The organism is Clostridia bacterium (assembly GCA_026414765.1).
Classification (GTDB): Bacteria; Bacillota; Clostridia; order Acetivibrionales; family DSM-27016; genus SKW86.
In genome coordinates this window covers 44,784-65,513 of the sequence record JAOAIJ010000024.1, presented here as the reverse complement: position 1 = coordinate 65,513, position 20,730 = coordinate 44,784, and the positions used below count along the sequence as shown (strand labels likewise).

General features: G+C 36.2%; 12 protein-coding genes. 5 read left to right on the top strand and 7 right to left on the bottom strand.

Annotation, left to right across the window (positions count from 1 at the left end; all coding sequences use genetic code 11):
- Positions 1-20: 20 nt before the first annotated feature.
- From N3I35_10470 to N3I35_10445, 6 genes are all read right to left on the bottom strand, one after another.
- On the bottom strand, positions 21-932 hold the full coding sequence (locus tag N3I35_10470) for an efflux RND transporter periplasmic adaptor subunit (GenBank protein MCX8130512.1): 912 nt from the start codon (positions 930-932) through the stop codon (positions 21-23).
- 24 nt (positions 933-956) lie between these two features.
- Positions 957-2,693 carry an ABC transporter ATP-binding protein/permease gene (locus tag N3I35_10465; protein ID MCX8130511.1) on the bottom strand — a complete coding sequence of 579 codons (1,737 nt, stop codon included), beginning with the start codon at positions 2,691-2,693 and terminating at the stop codon, positions 957-959.
- Between the two features lie 140 nt (positions 2,694-2,833).
- Positions 2,834-6,766, bottom strand: coding sequence for an alpha-amylase family glycosyl hydrolase (locus tag N3I35_10460; GenBank protein ID MCX8130510.1), 3,933 nt, complete (start codon positions 6,764-6,766; stop codon positions 2,834-2,836).
- 58 nt (positions 6,767-6,824) lie between these two features.
- On the bottom strand, positions 6,825-9,995 hold the full coding sequence (locus N3I35_10455; GenBank protein ID MCX8130509.1) for an AMP-binding protein: 3,171 nt from the start codon (positions 9,993-9,995) through the stop codon (positions 6,825-6,827).
- Between the two features lie 65 nt (positions 9,996-10,060).
- Positions 10,061-10,879 (bottom strand): class I SAM-dependent methyltransferase, encoded by an 819-nt coding sequence (locus tag N3I35_10450; protein MCX8130508.1) that lies wholly within the window; start codon positions 10,877-10,879, stop codon positions 10,061-10,063.
- An 80-nt stretch (positions 10,880-10,959) separates the two neighbouring features.
- Positions 10,960-12,087, bottom strand: a complete 1,128-nt coding sequence (locus N3I35_10445) for a zinc-binding dehydrogenase (protein ID MCX8130507.1) — start codon at positions 12,085-12,087, stop codon at positions 10,960-10,962.
- 240 nt (positions 12,088-12,327) lie between these two features.
- On the opposite strand from N3I35_10445, the gene N3I35_10440 reads away from it, so the two are divergent.
- The 4 genes from N3I35_10440 to N3I35_10425 are packed head-to-tail and all read left to right on the top strand — an operon-like array spanning position 12,328 to position 16,819.
- Entirely contained in the window at positions 12,328-13,218 is an 891-nt protein-coding gene (locus N3I35_10440; GenBank protein ID MCX8130506.1) for a GHKL domain-containing protein, read from the top strand.
- Between the two features lie 10 nt (positions 13,219-13,228).
- Positions 13,229-14,554 carry a hypothetical protein gene (locus tag N3I35_10435; protein ID MCX8130505.1) on the top strand — a complete coding sequence of 442 codons (1,326 nt, stop codon included), beginning with the start codon at positions 13,229-13,231 and terminating at the stop codon, positions 14,552-14,554.
- A gap of 47 nt (positions 14,555-14,601) precedes the next feature.
- The gene (locus N3I35_10430; GenBank protein ID MCX8130504.1) at positions 14,602-16,107 is read left to right on the top strand and encodes a fibronectin type III domain-containing protein; all 1,506 of its coding nucleotides are present in this window, start codon (positions 14,602-14,604) and stop codon (positions 16,105-16,107) included.
- Positions 16,097-16,819 (top strand): LytTR family DNA-binding domain-containing protein, encoded by a 723-nt coding sequence (locus tag N3I35_10425; GenBank protein ID MCX8130503.1) that lies wholly within the window; start codon positions 16,097-16,099, stop codon positions 16,817-16,819. Before N3I35_10430 ends, N3I35_10425 begins: the two co-directional genes overlap by 11 nt.
- Before the next feature lie 24 nt (positions 16,820-16,843).
- Here N3I35_10425 and N3I35_10420 read toward each other — a convergent pair whose 3' ends face one another.
- Positions 16,844-19,021 (bottom strand): DNA topoisomerase III, encoded by a 2,178-nt coding sequence (locus N3I35_10420; protein MCX8130502.1) that lies wholly within the window; start codon positions 19,019-19,021, stop codon positions 16,844-16,846.
- Between the two features lie 267 nt (positions 19,022-19,288).
- Between N3I35_10420 and N3I35_10415 the strand changes: the two genes are divergently transcribed.
- Positions 19,289-20,677, top strand: a complete 1,389-nt coding sequence (locus N3I35_10415) for a patatin-like phospholipase family protein (GenBank protein ID MCX8130501.1) — start codon at positions 19,289-19,291, stop codon at positions 20,675-20,677.
- The last annotated feature ends 53 nt before the right edge of the window (positions 20,678-20,730 follow it).

Here is a 20,730-nt window from a genome sequence, read left to right as displayed (position 1 = left end):
ATGCTATTCCTGATCCTAATTTAGTTACCAAATACTTTATTAATAAAAAACTTGATCATTCTCTCATTTTCACCCGTAATAACCCTTACTCTGCCTTTCATGCCACTCTTTAAAGTCACCTTTTCCTGTTTCCCAGCAATCTGCTTTTGGGTAAATCCCTTAATTTCAATCTCAACCTGTTTATATAACTTTTCATCTGATGATTGCGGATATACTTTTTTTATTTCTCCGTCAAAAGTGGAATACTTCTCATACGGTACTGCATCAAGTATAATGATGACTTTTTGACCCTGTTTGATTTTGGCAATATCATTTTCATTAAACTCAGCTATCATTTTGTATTTTTCAATCTCAGCAAGTGTAAAAAGCAAGGTTCCCTGTTGCACCTTAGTCCCTTCCCTTTCGAGCAATCCTGCAGTAATAACAGTAAGTCCGTCATCATCAGCTTTAATCTTTGCTCCTCTTAATGCACACTTCATACCCTCTTCCTTCTTTTTGTACATTTCATATTCTTTACAAAGTGCACTTTTCTCAATAGCTAGTATTTTTTGCTGAATATCTGCTGCATCATTTCTTTTTTGTTCTCTTCTACCTATCTCCAGTTCCTTTTGAGCTATCTGAGCCTTTATATTATAAAGAGCTATCCTGTTTTTAAGTATCTGTACCTCAAGTTCAGACGTATCAATTTCCAGGATTGTGTCTCCTTTCTTTACAATATCTCCAAAGTTCTTATATATTTTTTTAATACTACCCTCAAAAGGAGAATACTTGTTATGTAGCTCCTGGTAAAATAGCCTTCCTTCGCCTTCTACATAATCCGTTTTTTCTGCAACAAAGAATACTCCAACAAATACAACATTTATTATCAGGAAAGCATTAATAAAAATTTTTATTACCCGCAAAGGTTTAATATTTTTTTTTAGCACTTTCATATAGCAAACCTCTCTCAACTGTAATTAAGTAGTATTCTGCATAAAGCTTTTTCTTTTTACTAGGCTATAGTAATACCCTTGCATTTCCATTAATTCATTATGTTTACCTTGCTCAATAATGCTTCCGTCCTTTAGAACTACAATTCTGTCCGAATCCATTATAGTCGAAAGCCTGTGTGCAATAGATATAACCGTCTTATTTTCTAAATGATTTTTTATACCAGCAAACAGGTTTGCTTCAGTGATATTGTCAACCGCAGACGTGGCTTCATCAAGTATAATTAAATCAGCTTCTCTCAAGAGTGCCCTTGCCAGACTCAACCTTTGCTTCTGTCCGCCTGAAACATTTCTCCCCCTTGCATCAATTACTTTATCAAGTCCTTTACTATCATTTTTTATGTACTCACTTATTTGGCATATTTCACAGACTTTTTGTACCTCCTCATCACTTGCTTGTCTACCAAAAGTTAAGTTTTCACGAACTGTATCGTGATAAAAAAAGCTGTCCTGTGTCACAATACCAACACGTCTTCTAAAAGACATGATATCTAAATCATATAGTTTTTTTCCATCTATCAAAATTTCTCCCGCGTCTACCCTATAAAGCCCTAATATAAGATTGACTAGAGTGGTTTTACCACTTCCACTTTCACCTACGATAGCGATTTTTTCTTTGCTCTTTATGTGCAAATTAAAAGAATCCAATACTTTTTTTCCATCAGGATATCTAAAATCTATATCCTTCATACATATATCTCCTTCAACCTTGTACACCTTTTCACCGCCCGAATATTCTTGAGGAGTAGACATTATACTATTAATTCTGGACATTGCATTCATAATTTGGTGTGTATCAATCTTAAAGTTAACTAACTTGTATAGTTTTACAGAAAATATGCTTTTGTAAGAAACCAGGGCTAGATATCCACCTATGGACAAATCTCCAGAGTACACAAGGCCCCCGCCCACAAGTAGAGAGGCAATAGTATCAATAATACTTACAACACCATTTATACTACTTGTAATCAAAGTTATCCTAAAATGTGCAAAGACCTTTCTGATGGTCTCTTTATTCCTGTTTACGAACTTTCTTTCAGTATATTTCTGCTTAGCTGTAAGCTTCAGATACTTTGTATTATTAAGAGCTTCGTTAACAAAGTTAAACATTTCGCCAAAGCTCTCTTTTTCTGCTTGGTTTCTTTTCATAAGCTTACCAAACCACATGTTATTGTTAATAAGTGAAATAGGTAGTGTAATAAATAATGCAAGGTAAAACTTCCAGCTTATAGACAACATAATTGAAGACATTATTATGAGGTTAAAGATCACAAGCATCATTTCAAGAATTGAGTTAATAAGGGTCTGTTCAATACAAAATACATCTCTCTCGAAAACTACATAGATATCACCTACATCAAAGCTCCTATTATCTTCTTTGCTTCCCAGGGCTTTCTTAAAAATATTTTTTCTTAGTCTGAAAGACAGCTGGTTTCCTAGGTAACTTATAAGATAATTCCTTGAGGACGAAAATATTTGTGCAAAAGCCACCAGCAACACCTGCAAAGCTACCACAACATACAACACACTGAAATTTCTGTTGATAAAGAATTCATCTATTAGAAATTTGTTTACAAGAGGACTGGCGAGTTCAAGTAGTGAAGTTATTAATGTAATTAGAATAATGTAATATTGAACTTTTATATATGGCCTAACGAAGCGCATATATACCCATATCTGTCTTATAATGCTAATATATCCCATGTTTTCCTCCCATCTGAACTATTAAATCATTCAGCCTTCATTTGTGTTGTCAGAATTCTCTGTGTAATTCTCCCATTTAGAAAAAGCAAACAGCTTTACTGTTCATTTTCTATTAATTATTGATTGATTTATTACTATAATTATTTTAGTAATCTAGTTACTTCAATTTTTATAGTTTTACATACGCATAAATCGGAATCATTGCACTGATACCACGGTTTATCCTTGATTTCAATGGAGCGCGTAGTAGATATAGAAAAAATGTTTTTGCCATATACTAAAGGGATATTATCGATTTGTACATTTCCCTGACTATCAAAGTATAGTTCATCAACGGGGATATCATTTATAGAAAGAATAACATCATTTGGAATATTTACTTTCAATTTAAACATATCTTGAAATGTTTCAAACGAAATATCCTTTCCGAATGAAAAAGCAGGTTCCAGAATTATCAGAGGCATATCCAACCATCGGATAATATAGTCATTAATAATCATTTTGTTTTTTCCTTGATTTTCTATAACCAAATACATACTAAGCCCATTTGAAAAATCAAAGTAAGCCCAATTAGCTTTGTCCTCACTGTCATGTGGTTTTCTTTTTGAGCTGATAAAAGCCATATCGAATTCAGTTCCCCGGTTATAGCAGTAGCTTATTTCTGTTCCAGGTAGCGCCTTAAAGTTAAAGGTTCTAACGTTTTTGTCATTTCCATACTCCACACTTGACATCTTATGGTTACGTGGACTCTTTTTATCAGTTTCTTCACGGATATAAATCTCATCCTCTGAAGGTGTATATAGAGGTAAGTGGACATTGATCGTTACATCAACAGGCAGGAACTCTGGCCGCACTATAACTTCCTCTGAATAAACCCTACTGTAGTTCTTATTGAAAGCTGCAATCTTATATCTATACTCATTGCCGTTTTTAACTGCTAAATCAGTAAAATCGTTATTATCAGATGGGAGCACTGCAATCCTTTTATAATTTGAAGCCTGTTCACACTTATATATTTCATAACCCATTGTCCTTTTGTCACCTGAATCCCATTTCAGATATGTACTATATGCTGTCGTCTCAGCCTTGTTTAAATTTGGACTTGTGAGATGTACATCTAAGTGGCTTTCTTGGCAGACTACTAATGAATTAACGTCTGATTCATAAAAGCTAATACCATTATCTGTTGAAACTCTTGCATAATAAATATATACACCTGAAGTATCAGGTTCAAAACTTGCGCTAAAAAAAAGCCTTCCTTCTTCAAACTTTTTTGCATACAAACTGATACAACAAAGGTCATCTGATCTTTTTTCCACATTGTAATAACACAATTCCGCTACAAGTCCTTTTAAAATATCATCTGAATAACTATCCGCACAAACTGTACTATCGAAAGAAACCCTGATTTCGCCCTCTGTAGTCCTGTTTCCAACTCCTAATGGCAGAAGTGATTTACATGGTACTTCAAACTCCACACTGCATGGCTTAATATGAGGAATTGCCCATATATTATCAAATTCAGTACTCTCACTCATACCATTTACTGCTGTAACATAGTAGAAGTACTTCAAACCATTTTGTAATCCAATATCTAGGTATTTGAGTTCATTGGAGGAAACCTCAGCAATTTTCCAAACATATTCATCATCATTGATGCCGAAGGGCGTTAGAGATCTGTATATATTATATGATAATGCTGCATTTACTTTGTCCCATTCAAGCTGTACTTTTTTGTTTCCTGCCAGTACTTTAATATTTCTTACTTTAGGTATTTGTAGCAAATTCAGTTCACCTGTCATCATAAGCCCGTATTGAGGAGGTATGATGAGCCTAAGTTCACCATTTTCTACAATCGCATTCATATACGTGCTGAGATGATCCCTCAGCAATGTCCCATCAGGAAAAAATTTATTTACCTTTGCCAATATTTCCTTCTCAGATTCACTTCTATTGATTGCAACTATAGCAACCTCTTTATTATTTTTTAAAGCATATGTAATTACATCATCTTCTGCAAATGCAAGTTTTATCTCTCCGGAAACAAAAACATCATGGTTTCTTCTTATATTAATTGCCTTCTTAAAAGTATAGAATATTATAGAATACTTCCCCCTAGCGCAATACTCCGAATTATTTCTAAATACTCTATTCCACGGGAAGGGTCTTCTATTATCGGGATCCCTGCTACCTTCCAAGCCGACTTCATCTCCATAGTATATAACAGGTGCCCCAGGATAGCCTATTTGAAAAATGACAGCTGTACAAAGTTTTTTAAGCATATTTTCATCAGCTTCATCAGTTGAGCAGTATGAGTTACTATTACTAAGATTCGTAACTGCTCTTGGAGTATCGTGACTGCCTAAAAGATTCATTGCAGCCCTACATATTTCATCGGGATATATTTCTCTGATAGTTTCCAATAAATTGTGGAAATTTTCCGCGTTTCCATTAATAATGAAGCTCTCAAGTGCTTCTTTAAACTTGTAATTTGTAACCGAGTCAAATACATCACCTAGAAAATGCTCAGGTGCAAACGGCCACAACTCTCCAATAATAACAACATCATTTATTTCCTTACCGTTAATGTTCTTTTTGCCATTTAATGTTCGCATGGATTGTCTGAATTTTCTCCAGGTTTCTATAGAAATATCGGGAACAGCATCCATACGCCATCCACTTGCACCTAACCATATCCACTTTTGTGCAGCTGCCTTTTTCATCATTTTCTCTGCTTCTGCATCAGGTTTATTCTCTAAATCGTGTCCAAAAACATGCTCTCTAAAGCTCTCATTATTCCATTTGTGTAGTCCAGGTATCGAATGGGGGTCATTATCTTGAGGAAGCTTCGAAGCTATTACCGGCATATCTTTATTCCTTGCCCAGCACTCATACTGGTACGATTCATCATCTGATAGTTTTTTGTTTTTGATATCAAACCAATATATAAACTCAAAGTCATCCGGAAAAACATAATTTTTGCCTGTTAAGGGATTCTTGGTTCGTGTAAAACTTTTTATTACCACTTCAACAGCTTCATTAATTAATATATTCTCTTTATTTACCTTATCCCATACTCTTGACCAAAATTTATACGCACCAATTTCTGGGTATTTTTCATAAGCATCAAAATATACTGAGTCATCCCCTACATGGTTAAATACACCGTCAAGAATTATTTTAATTCCCCTTTTCTCTGCCTCCTGTGCAAATTCTGCAAATATATTATCTGAAGCCTCTCTGGTTTTTGAATAATTAATTCCTGAAGAAGGACATCCTTCTTCGTTGAATACTGGCATTCCATAGCAAGGATCCAGGTATTTCAAATCTGAAGCGTTGTATTTATGATTGCTCCGTGACCACGCAATGGGGTTTAAGTATAAAACATTTATCCCAAGTTCCAATAGATAATCTAATTTCTCCTTTATTCCCTGTATGTCGCCCCCAAAAAAAATGTTTTGACTATTAAATACAGAATCGTTCCACTCACCATCCAGACCTTTATTTTGTAGCTCCTCTTTGATTGCTTCATGGAATGGCTTTTTGTCCAGCTCATCCCAAATATTGTCAAGAGCTTTCGGCACATTATTAACCTTACATCCATCAAAAAACCTATCAACAAGTATTTGATAAATGACAGCATTCTTTATCCATTCAGGAGTCTTTAGATTAGCGTCATAAACACTTAATTCAAAAGGTTTTGCACCTTTTTCCGCTACTACTCCATCCCCATAAAACAAATCATATTTTCCATACTCAAATATTATGTTTCCACTTACTAACAGAAACTTATATTTCCATATACCGGGTTGAGTAAATACGTCCCTGCTTATGGTTACCTCAAAAAAATCCTTTCCATCCACTGAAAACGACTTTTTCATATCAAAGTAAAATGCAGTACCTGTGCCATTTACAATTTCTACTTTTACAGTCTTTATTTCACCTTCTTTGGCTGATATTCTCAATTTAAGATCATCTTTTTTTGCAGCTAACGGACCAAACGGAGTTTTATATTGTGTTTGACGACTATTGTAGTAAATTGAATATTTGCTAGTTCTAGTATCACTTTTCACAAAATACACCTCATTATTCGAAAATTTTTATAACAAGTCTTTGATTTGTAGGTTATCCTTAAAGGACTATAGATGAATTCACCGGACTTAATTCCCGAGCTATTTTTCTTAATTCTGAAAATAGCGTTTTCTGCCGGATATATACCCCAGACAAGTCAATTCCTATATTCTTATATGTGTATTTTTCATTTGGAATAATATTATTTTCAAGTTTATATTGGAGGTCAGAAAACCTTTCCCTTGCAAATTCCACTTCCACCAAAACCTCTTCTGGCAAGTTAAAGTACTTTCTAAAATCCCTAAAGAACAACTTCAAGGTCATATATTTTTTATCCCATTCTCTTAAATAATATATAAGCAACTCTCTTAGTTTTTTATAGTATTCCTTGCTATATCCGAATGTCTCTATTACGTTTATCAATTCCTTTAATCCTATCAAACCCATATTAACTTTATATGGAACATGTACACCTTCTGTCAGTACGACGCTTTCATCCGATGTATATAAATCGACAGTACTCAAAAAAATATCTCTTGCCAATTCCTTAACATCTATTTTGCTAACTACATCCACCTCTATGATTCTGTATGAGTTTAGCAAATCCCATACAGGCTCTTTTCTAAAGCATTCCATACCTTTTGAACCAGCAAAAGCACTATGAAAATTATCTTTTTCGATTTCACCAAAAAACCTCATTGCTATATCACTCACTAGGTATCCTTCATCTGTAATGTCTACAAGCAGTACTATATGGTCCATCTGAAATGGCTTTAGCAATGGATATGCTTTTTCTATAGTTTTTTCATAATTTCTCATCCATTGTTTTTCATCTACACGGTAAAATCCTGAATAATTCATATAATAGAATATTGCTTCAACTATAACCAGTCTGTTATTCTTCAAACATTGGACACAATAATCAATTCCTTTTTCCAAACTTTCAAACGAGATAAATCTAGTAGTAATTCCATGTTTTCTAAGTAAGTCTGGTATTACTCCTTCTTCACACAGCCACATATCTTTCAACTCTAGAATACTTTCTTTCTCCCCATTGAGGGCATATCCATTCCATATTATGTGAGCCCCTTTTGCCGCTTCTATAAAGGAAGTTTCGATTTCAATACTATATTCATACTCTAGTTTTTCTCCTATAGCAAAGCCCCAACATGAGTAATAGTCAATATACGTAGGCTTTTCGGAAAAGTTCTTGTTATAATTTCTCAGAAACTCATTGTCTCTGCCAGAAAATTTCATTACATTACAGTAGAATTTGTCGCCAAGCTTATTATCCTTAAGTACATGTTCACATAATCTTGAGATAGTTTTATATCCGTAAATATCAGCGGTAGATATGTTTATATGCAATGAATTTGTCCTTTCAAGGACTTTTATAGCCTTTATAGAGTCCCCACCAAGATCAAAAAAACTATCATTTATGCCTATGTCTTTCGTTCCAAGGACATCGCACCATATCGAATGTATTTTCTCTTCAAGGATATTCCTCGGATAAGTAAAAATCTTGTCTTTACTCATGGTTTGCAGTATTTTGTGAATTTCATTTATCAATTCGTCACATTTATGTTCATTCAAGTCCTGTATCAATCTAAACCTTTGGAGCTTACCATTTCCGGTCGTAGGCATTGCTTCAACCGGTATAATTTCTCTAGTTTCAACACCCACCCTGCTTCCGACATGGTTCTTCACTCTTTGAGCAATATCAACAAATTCTTCAATACCTTTCCTGTACTCTATAAAAATAACCAACTCTTCTTGTTGTGTTGCTTTATTGAATACACCACATGCAGCAACTTTAACACTTTCTAATCCCTCAATCCCCTGTATAACCCTTTCTATATCATGGCTATAGTAATTTTGTCCGTTAATTATTATTACATCCTTACTCCTTCCAGCAATTACCACACTTCCCCCGTTCCTAAATCCTATATCTCCTGTTATAAGCCATCCATCATTAGTAAATGCCATGCCGGAATCGGTCTTTTTCCCATAATACCCTGGAGTAACTCCCGGACCTTTTACCTGTATATGTCCGACTACATTTTCTTCTAAAATACTACCTGCATCATCACATATTCTTACATTATGATGTTTCATGGGTTGGCCTACACTCACCAATTCCAAATACTCATTTTCAGAATCACCTACAATTATCTTGAGTCCCGGAGCAAGTGAGTCACGTCTTATCCTAAATATCTTTATTTCCTCATCCGGCTCTGAACAACATATGGAACAGGTCTCCGTCATACCGTATGAAGTTGTCATTGCAGTTTTTTTCAGGTAACAACAGGACAACTTATCCATAAACAAAAGAGCAGTTTTGGCAGAGATAGTTTCTGCCGAATTAATTATTCCCCTGATAGAAGACAAGTCAAGACCTAATATTTCTTCATCCTTAACGTTATCAAGAAAATGTTTTAGTGCAAAATTGGATCCAAACAGAAATGTTACTTTATACTCATGTGCCTTTTGAAGCCAGAGCAGCGGCATTATAACAAACTGATTCTTTGACATGATATACTGATCCATCTCTGCTTGTATAGACGGAAAATGAAAGAGAGTAAGTCCTGCTGAATGAGTAAGGGGCATCCAGTTTAGGAACGAATCATTTGAAGTCAGTTTAAGCCTGTCAATTGTTGAGTTGATATTTTCAATGATATTCTTATGGCTCAATATTATACCTTTCGGTTCCCCTGTAGACCCGGAAGTAAACAGAATAATTGCAGTATCGTTTATGTCGGGATAATAAATGCTTCCCATTTTATTTCCCTTTACCAAGTCTTCTGATATAATAACTTTCCCCATTAACCGGCTTTTAAAATTATATGCTGATTCCCCTGATAGGCTTATCAAATTGTTATATGAATTATTATCCGTAATGAAATATCCATCATCCAAAGCATCCCATACTTTACTTATCCTCAGTATATGCTCATGAGTATTTCCTACTGTAAAAGGTACAGAAACTATTCCTCCCAGGATGCAAGCCCATAACGTGCAAATATATCTTTCCTCGTCTTCAATGTGGAGAACAGCCTTGGAGCCTGGTTTCAACCCGGCTGATTGCAGATAATGCAGGCAGTTAACAGCCCTATTGTACATCAAGCTGTATGATATACGATTTTCACTTCTGTCATTTTTTATAAAAGTTATAGATTTTTCTGCAAGCTTTTTACTTATTATCAAGCTCGTTAAACTAGTTTGCATATTCATACCATGTTTTCTCCTTACACACCTGTGCTCTCACATAAGTACAAATTAATATAGTGTTAACTCAGTCACTTTATTGACAATTCGAGTCCATTTGAATCAAACTCAAAGCATATGCTTTCACTAAAATTCTTCTTATCCCTGACAAATGACAGATAATCATCTATATTTGCACGGTATTTAGGATAGATTGCATCATGCGCCAACAACCAACCACCTTTTTTTAATTTAGGATAAAGGTCTTTTACTATATCTATATAACTGCTTTTCAGATATGCATCTATTAATACATAGTCATAGCTGTCATCCTCAAGGTGTTGTAGAGCACTATCATCTAAAAGCTCAACTTTATTAGTCATAAAAACCTTCTTGAGGTTCGCTTTAGCTTTTTCGATATTAAGTGAAGTGTTTTCAATTCCCAAGATTCTATCAACACTTTCATTCCGACTATTTCTATCCAAGAAGCCAAGATTCCAAAAAAGTACTATACCCCCATCGCCTATTCCAATACATAGCATTTTTTTAGGCCTCTTAATATACGAAAGCATATAAACAAATCTTTGAGCAGATGCACTAAAAGGACTCCATGGTACATTGTTTACCTTTTCTTTCATTTCATCTCTAAATTTATCTGCATTGTGGTTAAGCAGCTCGATTTCAGGTATTTCTATCCCTGTGTCCGCAAGTAGTCGAACCGCTTCGGTTACAACTTCCTTCTCTGCAGTCATTGCCATATGTCCTAACAGGTCATGGTAGTATATATACTTTTTGGGTTGTTCATTCGAATCAGGTATTATATATACATCTCCAGAAATATATCTATTCTTTTTTAGTAGTTCGATAGTTTTGTCTAACAACACCTGAGAAGGTTTATAAATAATAGCCATAATCTTCCCCTTTCGTAATTGTTAATAACCAGTAATATATCTTAATTAATTGATTAGCCAATTTTCTATGTCTCCCTAGATTACACATCCCTATCTCGCTTAAGATCCACAACCACCTTGCAGTTTTCTTTCATTATCGTTTCATTGCTTTCCAGCATATTTTTCAAATTCTCCAGCCCGTCTACAACACAGGTAACAACACCGCCCAGATTAATCCGTCCCGACCTGTGGAGGTTCAATATGCTGCTAAAAGCGCCGCAAAGATGCCCACGGGAGCCCTTTATATTTATTTCATTGGTAATCATATAGTCAATATTGATTATTTCGAGTGGTACACCGCTCCTTGCAAGAAGTACCACATGACCGTTAGCATTTATGTGCCCGAAGGACTTTCTAATGTTGTCCAGATTTCCCGAGCATTCAATAACTGCATCAATTTTTTCCGGACAATTGCTGAAAAACTCCTCGCTGCTGTAAACTCTGTCAGCCCATCTGGCAGCAAAATCCCTTCTATACTTGACGGTCTCAACCACATGTACCTCTGAAGCACCAAACACTGCTTTGCTCAACATAGCAGCGAACACTCCTATAGGTCCTGCTCCGAAAACAACGACAATATCCCCCCCGGTTATTCCGGCATTTTCACATGCAACATAAGCAACTCCGGCCGGCTCTATACATGTTGCGGCAATAAGGTCATCTTCAGTTTTTATATATTCCGATACATTATGTGCAAGCTTTGCAGGCACATCCACAACAGTTCCGAGCAGCCCGTCCTTCTCAAGTCCGAGAAGCTTTGCGTTCCTGCACTGGTTGAATTTGCCCTTTCTGCATACATCACAGACATTACATACAATTATTGATTCAAATGTTACATACATTCCCTTTTGCAGAAATTTTATATTTGAACCTACATCAATAACTCTTCCCACACCCTCATGTCCTATGTTCCTTCCTTCCTCCGGTATGGATAAGGGAGCAGAGCAGCATATATACCCTGTCTCAGGATCATTTGTTGTCAGGTGCACATCAGTTCCGCAAATGCCTATATAAAGCATCTCTACTCTGATTTCGTCCGGGTCCAGTTCCTGTAATCTCCTGTGTTCTATTGAAATCCTGGTGTTTTTATATATCTGGTTCGGATTTGGGCTTACTACCCCTTTTACAGGCTCTCTGTCTGCCTTTACCAGAAGAACTTTTGATTCCATAAAGCATTCGCACCCCCAAAGTATTTCATCAACGTACAAAAGAACCCTAAAAACATTTTTCTACTCTGAAACACATTATTTCATCAAATTCTTCCTTAATCAACCATTTTATTCCATAAATGGATTTTGATTTATTGAAAATTCCATCTGGATTATTGAAAATATTCTTGGTATAATTTATTGTAAATTACATATTATCTAGAATCTTACATTATTCCGCAACATCACTGGGGTGGTAACTTGAATAAAAAGAAATATGCTTTAATCATGTATCTGGAGCTGATACAGGCAATAATTATATTAACAGCAGTATTGTACAAGTTTTTTGCCAACTCTTTGAATAATGAAATCTTATTCTGGGGAATAGAGTCACAGGTTTTACACAACTGTATATTTTTCACTTTAATCCTCTCCCTTTTTATACCGATATGCATGTCGATTTTTATTACATATACGCTGTATACCGATAATTACGAACAGCAGATGAAAAAAACATATGATGATTCCATAATTGAACTTGTAAATACGATCAAAGCTCAGAGGCATGATCACATGAACCACCTGCATACTATTTACTCACTCAGTAAAATGGGTGAATTCAACAGCATTCACGAATATATATCCGGTATAGTAGAGGAAGTAAACGAGTTGTACGAACTGGCTACCATAAAGCCTCATGCTGTTGGCGCACTAATAAAAGCAAAGTATTCTGTTTGTGAAAACAAGGGAATAAAAATGCAAATAGATATAAAATCCAGAACATCTGAAATATCTAACATAAAACCCTGGGATTTGTGCAAGATAGTGGGCAACTTAATTGATAACGCCATAGATGCTGTAGATACCCTTCCAGAAAAAGAAATCTCCATTGTTATTGATCAGTCGTATGGAGTTTTTTATATGGAGATCAAAAACAAAGGTATCCTGCCAAACGGCATTGATCTGTTTGCACCTGGAAGCTCAACAAAAAATAATAGAAAACGGGGGTTCGGCCTTTATATCACTAAAAGCCTTGTTAAGAAATACAAAGGAACCATAGATATGAATACAAATGAAGAATCCTTTGTCAAAACAGTTGTAACCTTGCCAATAACCACTATAGAAGAAAGTAATGAAAGAGTACTATCCTGAGAGGAAGAAGATGTTGAAAAAAGATTTTGTAGTAATCAACCTGGTGATTTTAGTAACAATTGCAGTAAGTCTTATAGGTTCCATAAGTTTGATTTCGTTTACTGCAAAGAGAATAACCGTTATCACCCCCCCAAAGATTTCGGAAATCAAAGCCAACTCTGCAACCATTGTATGGTCAACTGATGTAAAAAGCATCGGTCATGTTTACTATACTCCCGTTACTGATTATTCTCTCAACTATAAAAAGGCCAGTGAAATTCGGCCTGAGACAGACCATGAAGTTACAATTACAGGTCTGGACGGAGGTGCAACCTATGTATTCTATGTCGAAAGCATCAACGAATCCGGACAGACGCGATGCAGCAGAATGCGGTTTGTTACACCGGATAAATTCAGCATCACCAGAAATCCTGTAATATATCATAGCTCTCCCACAGAAGTTGATATCTACTGGGGAACCGATCTCGAAAGCCAATCCCGCTTTAAGTATTGGACCGAAGACATGCTGAATCACCAGATAATTACTACCTCAATTCCTAAAAATCATCATAAAGTCACTCTAAAGGATTTGATGCCCGGTACATCATACAGCTTTGATATCTCTTGCGAGTTGCTGGGAAGCAGTGCCAAAACAGGCGTATACACCTTTAAAACCATGAATAAGGCTTCAGAATCATCTGATAAAAAAATTGAGTATGCAAGGGAGGCGGTTACTTCTCCCTATAAGATAATAAAAAAAATACCCGGACAGGATATCTCCTACTACTACAAGATAAAAAAGGAAAAAAATCTCCCTGATATAAATATAAGCGATATAAAAACAAAACTCATCTCATCAACCAAGGTAAAAATAGAATTTAGTACTGATATTGAATGCTCTGCCTCTTTACTCTATAAAAACAAGTATGATATTGAAAAACATATTCAAGGCAGCACAAAGACCCGCTGCCACTCGTTTATATTAACCGGTTTAACCCCTGATATGAAGTACACTTATAAAATACTGTGCAGTGAAAAGGATTTTAGCGGATATGTAAAAGGGAATTCCTTTAATACACCAAAATCAGAATATAGAATACTTGACGAACCTGTTGTAGTAAACGACCCTTCAGGTAAACTAAAAATCCAATGGTCTACCAATATAAAAACCAAATCATATATCGTATTCAGAAAAGCCGGAGGAGGATATACCGGCATATGGAATAAAAATTTTGAAAAACATCATTCTTTTACGCTCGATAATCTGGAAAAGGGTGTTAAATATGAATTCTATGTCGGAAATCTGACCAAAGAGTCGTACCATCTAAAATCAAGTATAAAAACCTTTGTTTCTTAAGCAACTGGAAACCAGTAAGATTATACAGCATTAAAGGTAGGATTGATATGAAACCGGTATTGATTAAAGTATGCTTGTTTCTCTTTTGTATAATAGTTATTTGTATGACATTATCACTAAATATTATTAACTACTCCAACAGAAAAATAGTAATTTCCTCTATACCTGAAGTATCTGCCATTACATCAGGCAGTGCGACAATTACCTGGACAACCAATATTCCGGGTGACAGCCAGGTTTTTTTCAGGCTTGCGGGTGATAAAAATACCGGAAATACCACAATGACTGACAAAAGTTATTCTACATCACATTCTATAATTTTAGATGGGCTTTTACCTGATAAAACATATATCGTAAGAGTAAAAAGCAGCAATGAATTTGGTAGTTCAGAAAAAGGAGAATTTTCGTTTAGTACAAAGAAAGCCTTGACAATTGTTACAGGGCCAAATGTAAGGAATATCTCATCAAGCGACATAGAGCTCTCATGGGAAACCAACTTCGAGTGCAGCTATAAAATCTGGTACAGAACTGAAACATCAAATGTTGAAGTATATCAGGGTCTGTTGCCTCAAAAGTCATTTAGTGTAAGGTTAAGTAATTTACTGCCTGACACAAAATATATATATTCAATAAGCTGCTATTCTAATTATTCAACCTATAGAACCAAAGCCAAAAGCAACTTTTTTACAACAGCAACACCAACCAACAGTATGATTAGTAAGGTTTATGCCGTATCACTGCTTGGAAACAGAGCAATTATATATTATGAAACCGGGACGGATTGCGTAACGGATATGGAAGTAAAATCAGGTAGTAGTATTGTAGCCCTGAAAAAAGACAAAGAGCCGGTGAAGAAGCATTCATTCTGCATAAATGGTCTGACAGCTGGCAAGGAGTACAACTACACTATCCTATGTAATCAAATCAACTACAGAAGTGATTATTACTCCTTTATTTACAAAGCCGGCAGCGGAAAAGCAAGCTTGCCTGCAGTTAAGAACATATCACCTACTGAAGTGCTGCTGGAATGGGAAACCGATGTTGATACATCTTCCAAAGTATTTTTCAGCTACCCTGGCCAGGCGCTTCAGGTATTGTCATGTCAGGATTTCTATAAAAAGCATAGGTATCTGCTTACTGATCTTTTACCAGGAACTGTTTATAATTACAACATTAAGATGGCAACCAAGGATTCATATCACATGGCAATCGATGATTTATGCTTCACAACTGACACGGGTAATTTAAAAATTGTAAATGGGCCGAAATTAACAGTATTAAGTCCGTCAGAGCTGAAAATCATGTGGCTCACAGATAACAAATGCAGCAGTGAATTATATTATTGGACAAATGATACCGATATGAAAAAAGTGGGCAGCAGCCAAAGCAAGAGAGAGCATTCTTTTATTCTGACCGATATTATTCCAGGGCTTGATTACTCCTATAAAATAGAAAACAAAAGAAACGATGCTGTTTCAAATACAGGCATATTGAGCTTTAATACCATGCCTGATATGAAAGTAATAAATGGGGGCAAAAAAAATGAGGACTAAACTAATAATATGTGATGATGATGTATATACAATAAAAATGCTGAAATCCATTCTGGCAAATTTCAATTCCATTGAAGTTGTCGGCGAAGCTTGCAATGGAGAAGAATGTATCGCTCTAATACATGAGAAAAAACCATCAATATTATTCTGCGATATCAATTTACCTACAATAAATGGTATTGATGCTGCAAAAATAATAAAGGATTCCTTTCCCGATTTGTATGTAGTATTTATTTCAGGATACAGTGAATATGCAATCGAATCCTTTGCCGCACAACCGTTTGACTTTATAGTCAAGCCCTTTGATACAAAAAAGGTATATTCAACTATCAACAATCTGCTAAAAAGTATTCAGGAGAGAAGTTTAAAAGACAAAAACAAGCTGGAAAGCCTTATCTTGCCTTATGCTGACGAGATTAATATAGTCACTCAAAGCGACATAATATTTGTTACCAGGGAAAAATCTATTACTGTAGTATACACACAAAAAAACAAATATTTTACGTATGAAAGCCTTGAAACAATAGAATCAAGGCTGAACAAGCAATTATTCCTGAGAAGCCACAAATCATATATCATAAATAAGAGTAAGGTTGAAAAGATAGTAATCAACAATAAAACTTCTTATAAGGTTTTGTTTACCGGCTATAAAGATTTTGCCTACATAACCTCCGGAAATGTACAGGAAATCAGATCCAATCTGGCTTTTTAGCCAATTATCCGGAAATCTGGCAGATCATTTTTCCGTTTTTCCCCACTTTGCCAGCGCCTCTGCCAACGCAGAATTAATCTGGGTATCTTCCTCCTGCTGCTTTAAAAACTTAGATACTTCCTTCTTATTTACCTGCTCACCTTTCCTTTTAGTAAAGGCAGATAACTTTTCCCTATACCCGCAAGCACAATAAAAGGTCTTGTTTTCTCCTTCACCTCTGATTTCCATCTTTTTGTGGCATTCAGGACATCTTGCATTGGACACTTGTGAAATACCTTTCCTATATCCACACTCACGGTCAGGACAAACAAGCATTTTGCCTTTTTTCCCATTTACGTCCAGAAGATATTTGCCACACTCCGGGCATTTCTCCCTTGTCATATTGTCATGCTTATAAGTTGCTGTAGCAGCAATGACATTGGAAACAAGCTTTGCTGCATACTTCTTCATTTCATCTATAAAAGCCTTTGAGTTTGCTTTGCCTCTACTGATCATTTGCAGCTGCTGTTCCCACTTGGCTGTCAGTTCAGGTGATTTTAGTTCATCTGGTACCAGACCTACTAGCTGTATACCTTTTGAAGTTGGATGGATCTCTTTACCCTTTCTTTCTACATAGAAGGTATCAAATAGCTTTTCTATAATATCCGCCCTAGTAGCCGGTGTACCAAGTCCACTGGTATTTTCAAGCGCTTCCCTTAAAGCCTTGTCATCTACGAATTTACCCGGATGCTCCATAGCGGATAGCAAAGTAGCTTCCGTATAGCGTGCTGGTGGTTTGGTTTTACCATTATAGGACTTTACAGAAAGAATTTTGATAGACTGCCCCTTTTTTACTTCGGGTAAAGACTGATCTTTTTCATCGTCCTCCTCATCCTCATCTATCTGTCCCACTCCACCATAAACAGCTTTCCATCCCAGGGATTTAACTATCTTACCCTTTGCATAGAAAAGTTCGTCTTTAATATCTGCTTTAACTGTTGTCTGTTCATATTCATAAGGCAAGCTCAATACAGCAATAAACCTCTTTACAACAAGATCATAAATATTTCTTTCCTCAGCATTTAATGAAGAAAGGTTTACAAACTGCTCGGTAGGAATAATTGCATGGTGATCTGTAACCTTGCTGTTATCTACAAACCTTTTGGTAACACTGATTTTGTTTCTGTTCAGGTTACGGACCAATTCAGCATATGGGCCTACTGCTATGCTTTTCAGACGTTCAGGGAGCGTAGGCACTATATCGTCTGTAATGTACCTTGAGTCGGTTCTGGGATACGTCAACACCTTATGTGCTTCATATAGCTTCTGCATGATAGACAAAGTCTTCTTTGCAGAATATCCAAACCTTTTGTTTGCATCCCTCTGCAGTTCTGTCAGATCATATGCGAGAGGCGGTAATTCTTTTTTTGCATCTTTGCTTACTTCTACTATCTCTCCGGATTGGTTTGCTGTCTTAGCTAATATTCCATCGGCTTTTGCCTTGTCAAATATCCTGGTCTGCCCTGAAACCTTATCCTGCCATTGAACATTAAATCCATTTACTGCTGCACCTATCGTCCAGTAATCCCTCGGAACAAACCTTCTTATTTCGTTTTCTCTGTCCACAATCATTGCAAGGGTTGGTGTCTGTACTCTGCCCGCTGAAAGCTGCGCATTATATTTGCATGTTAAGGCTCTTGTTATATTCAGCCCTACAAGCCAATCTGCTTCAGCCCTGCTTTGAGCAGACATATATAGGTTATCATACTCTCTACTTGGCTTAAGGTTGCTAAATCCATCTTTAATAGCCTTATCCGTCTGTGAAGAAATCCATAAACGCTTAATCGGCTTCCTGAAGCCTACTTTTTCAATTATCCACCTGGCAACTAATTCTCCCTCTCTCCCGGAATCAGTTGCTATTACAAGTTCATCTATGTCATCCCGTTTCATAAGCCCCTGTACTACATGAAACTGTTTGCCTGTTTCCTTTATAACTACCAATTTCATCTTATCAGGCACCATGGGTAAACTTTCTAAATTCCACGACTTGTACTTATCACTGTAAACTTCAGGGTCAGCAAGTGTGACTAAGTGTCCCAAAGCCCATGTAACTATATATTTTGCTCCTCCAATGTACCCGTTGCCACTTTGATTACAATTCAATACTTTTGCTATATCACGCCCCACTGAGGGTTTTTCCGTCAGTACTAATGTCTTGCCCATTTTTCAGCCAATCTCCTTTATGTCTGATTTATCAGTAGTATGACTCTCCCGGCCTTTTTCCACAGACGAGAGATTCATTCCATATTTATCAAAGCAATAATCCTATTATATTATAAAATAGTATTGTTTGAAAGCTTACATAATACAACTCTGAAAAATAAAGCCATATATTTTTTAGAATATAAGGTAGATTTAGTAAGTATATTTGTATATAATTATATATTATTGTAAAATTATATCTAATTTTGTCTAAAGGAGGAAACCCGGATGGAATTTAACAATTCAGGTATCACTTTTAAAACTACCGGACATCTGCTAAATGATGCCTTCAATATGCCCGCACCTGTACCTGATAAAATCGAAAATCTAGTGTTTTCAGGCGGAGGAACTAAAGGTGTTGCCTATGTAGGTGTTCTCCGAATTCTGGATCAAATGGGTGTCAGCCAAAAAATCAAGAGATACGCTGGAGCGAGTGCAGGAGCAATAACGGCAGCTTTGCTGGCAATAGGAATGTCTACGGATGATATTGAGAAAAACCTGCCTACCTCATTCATGAAATTCCTTGATCCGGAAAAAGGCAATACAGATGATATTATCAAAGAATTGGAAAGGATAGGTAAAATAATCGGCGGGAGTATAGATATATGGGATATTTTTAAAGTAATATGGAGCAAAGGCTTGATACTTGACCCCGAAAAGGCACATATGGGGCTTTTCCAAGGTATAGCCTTTCTTAACTGGCTTAAGGGATGTTTTGAAAGTAAAAAACTGCCAGGAGACATTACATTTAAGCAGCTCTATGACAAGACAGGCAAGGAACTACACCTGATGCTATGTAATTCTAACTATGGAAAAACCCTTGTCGCAAACCATATCAACACTCCTGACATGCCTGTAACCCTTGCTGTAAGATGTTCAATGGCAATTCCCTTCTTTTTCTATCCTATGACCTATAACGGAGACCTCTTTGTCGATGGAGGAACAATGTACAATTACCCTATAGAAATATTTGACTCAATAACCAATCCCGAATGTACTCTTGGCTTTATACTTTCTACAGCATCCTCCGTACTATGGCCTGAGAGAAGCGCAGATAACAATCTTGCTCAACATATAGGGCGTGTTCTGGGAGCGTTCATGAATGTCTCATATGAATACTGCTTCAGAGAAGGCAATGCTTCAAGAACGGTATTTATTGATCCTGCGGATGTCAGTGCTATTAACTTCAATCTTACACCGGAGCAAATAAAAGCTCTAAAAGAAAACGGCAGAAAGGCGGCCATTACTTTTTTCCAGAGCAAATACGGACCTGACGGCAATCTACCCATACAGAGAAAAGATACTTTCCCTGTCGTTGTTCCACCCGGAAAAACCCTTTCGGTAAAATTCAACTTTGACGTGCCCAGCTCTACTGAAACAAAAGCCGTAGTTTTAACAGGAGATTTATTCGACGGCAATTCGGACATATTGAAAAAAGCTTCAGATACTTCTTCTTCATCTTCCTGGCAGTGGACAAACACGGGTAAAACCAACAAAATCCTGTTTGCTTCAGGTTGGGCAAAAGCCAATGGATGGGTACAGGCAGAAGGCAGTGTGATTACACATAACTCTATCAGCTTCGATGCCGGCTTCAGTGCTAGCTATAATATAAGCTGATTCAAAACAAATAAAAAGCACAGCCTAATATACAAACTAAAACAATAGGTAAA

Excerpts from the sequence above, each read along its gene's own strand:
- N3I35_10470 (MCX8130512.1), bottom strand. The coding sequence starts at position 932 with ATGAAAGTGCTAAAAAAAAATATTAAACCTTTGCGGGTAATAAAAATT.
- N3I35_10465 (MCX8130511.1), bottom strand. The coding sequence starts at position 2,693 with ATGGGATATATTAGCATTATAAGACAGATATGGGTATATATGCGCTTC.
- N3I35_10455 (MCX8130509.1), bottom strand. The coding sequence starts at position 9,995 with ATGAATATGCAAACTAGTTTAACGAGCTTGATAATAAGTAAAAAGCTT.
- N3I35_10450 (MCX8130508.1), bottom strand. The coding sequence starts at position 10,879 with ATGGCTATTATTTATAAACCTTCTCAGGTGTTGTTAGACAAAACTATC.
- N3I35_10445 (MCX8130507.1), bottom strand. The coding sequence starts at position 12,087 with ATGGAATCAAAAGTTCTTCTGGTAAAGGCAGACAGAGAGCCTGTAAAA.
- N3I35_10435 (MCX8130505.1), top strand. The coding sequence starts at position 13,229 with ATGTTGAAAAAAGATTTTGTAGTAATCAACCTGGTGATTTTAGTAACA.
- N3I35_10430 (MCX8130504.1), top strand. The coding sequence starts at position 14,602 with ATGAAACCGGTATTGATTAAAGTATGCTTGTTTCTCTTTTGTATAATA.
- N3I35_10425 (MCX8130503.1), top strand. The coding sequence starts at position 16,097 with ATGAGGACTAAACTAATAATATGTGATGATGATGTATATACAATAAAA.
- N3I35_10420 (MCX8130502.1), bottom strand. The coding sequence starts at position 19,021 with ATGGGCAAGACATTAGTACTGACGGAAAAACCCTCAGTGGGGCGTGAT.
- N3I35_10415 (MCX8130501.1), top strand. The coding sequence starts at position 19,289 with ATGGAATTTAACAATTCAGGTATCACTTTTAAAACTACCGGACATCTG.